This is a genomic window from Ilumatobacter sp. (assembly GCF_049588435.1).
Lineage (GTDB): Bacteria > Actinomycetota > Acidimicrobiia > Acidimicrobiales > Ilumatobacteraceae > Ilumatobacter_A.
In genome coordinates, this window is the sequence record NZ_JBAVYV010000189.1 from 1 (window position 1) to 1,592 (window position 1,592).

The window sequence follows — 1,592 nt, forward strand, 5'->3', positions numbered from 1 at the left end:
CTGACTATGTCAACGCGGAGCTCGGTGGGTTGCAGGGTCGTCCGATCGAGATCGAGTTGTGCAAGTCGATCGTCGCTCCGGATGATTCGCAGCGTTGCGCGAACGAGCTGTCCGCATCGGGAGTGGAGCTGGCGTTGTCGACGATCAACTTCTTCGGTAACCACTACGCGATCTATCAGGGTTCGGACATTCCGGTGCTCGTCGGCACGCCGCTGACGATCGCGGACTTTACCTCCGAGGGTGTGTACTCGATCGGTGCCGGCGGTGGCTGCCTCGGCGTCCACACCGGTCTGGTCGAGTTCGCGACGAACGAGATCGAGGACGAGTTGGGCATCGACGTCCAGAATGTCGGTGTGCCGTGGGCGGACACGCCTCCCGGAGTCGTGTGTTACAACGACCTCGAGGCGAAGCCGCTCGACGTGCTCAACGGCTCCGAGCCGGGTGACTCGGCTCGTGCCGGCGAGAAGCCTGACCTGACGTACACCGGTGTGCCGATCGCACCGGCGTCGCCGGACGTCACCCCGCAGGCGACCGAGATCCTCGACACCGATCCCGACGTGATCATCTACTCGGCGCAGGGTGCCGACTGCTGGAACTACGTCGATGCAATGGGTCGCCTCGGGTGGACGCCCGCAGATACGCCGCTCGTGCTGTCCGGTGCGTGCACCGACTTCGACGCGATGCGCGCTGCCGGTGAGCTTGCCGAGGGTGTGTACTTCATCGGGAGCGGCAACTCGCTGCTCTCGCCGTTGGATGCGCAGGAGCCAGGCAAGAACCTCGACGACGCGACCATCTATCAGGAGAAGGGTGCCGAGTACGGCCTCAGCCAGGACGACCTGTTCAAGGGCTTCGCCACGCAGGGCTTCTCGGCGATCATGAACATCTGGGAGATGGCCAACAACGTGGAGGGTGACGTCACCGGCTCGGCCATCGAGGATCAGTTCGCGGCCACCGACGGTGTGACGCCGACGTTCGGCGGGCTCCCGCTGAACTGCGCCGATGCACCCGAGCCGTACGTTGCGGTGTGCAGCTCCGCCTCGAGTGTGACCGTCTGGGACGGCGATCAGTTCCAGCCCGTCGTTCCCGAACTGAGTGGTCTCGACCTGGTCGCCGGAACGGAACTGCGTCCGGGCGGCTGACCCGCCACCGAGCAACGATCGGTCGTCGCGGACAACGCCCCGAACGATCGATCCAGCGAACTGTCGGCCGGGCCGGAGCGTGCGTACGTGCGCTCCGGCCCGGCCGCGTCCGGAGGCGGTGAGAACTCGGATCGGGTGTGACGCTCGGCTCGTCGGTCTCGGGAGAATGGGGCTACGTTGACGCACGCCGAACAGACATCAGTCGTTCGGTGGGGGCCTGGGGAGGCCACCCAACTTCACACGATTGGGGAATCGTTCAGATGAGCACACGTTCCATGCGATCACGCCGCGCCGCGGCAGTGGTTTTTAGTTTTGCGCTCGTCGCGGCTGCCTGTGGCAGCGACGACGATGGTGGCGACACCGACGCGACGGATGCGCCGAGCGAGTCGACGGCGGAGTCCGATGTCGTCGAGGAGGAGAGTCCGTCGTCGGAGGCGATGGAGGAGGAAGGTC

Annotated in this window: 1 protein-coding gene and 1 pseudogene; both read left to right on the top strand. The window is 65.5% G+C overall.

Features of this window, described 5'->3' with window-relative positions:
- A partial coding sequence (locus WBV89_RS06925; RefSeq protein ID WP_423980600.1) for an ABC transporter substrate-binding protein occupies positions 1 to 1,139 on the top strand: 1,139 nt, incomplete at its 5' end.
- 260 nt (positions 1,140 to 1,399) lie between these two features.
- A pseudogene (locus tag WBV89_RS06930) lies at positions 1,400 to 1,592 on the top strand (ABC transporter substrate-binding protein); the annotation flags it as partial.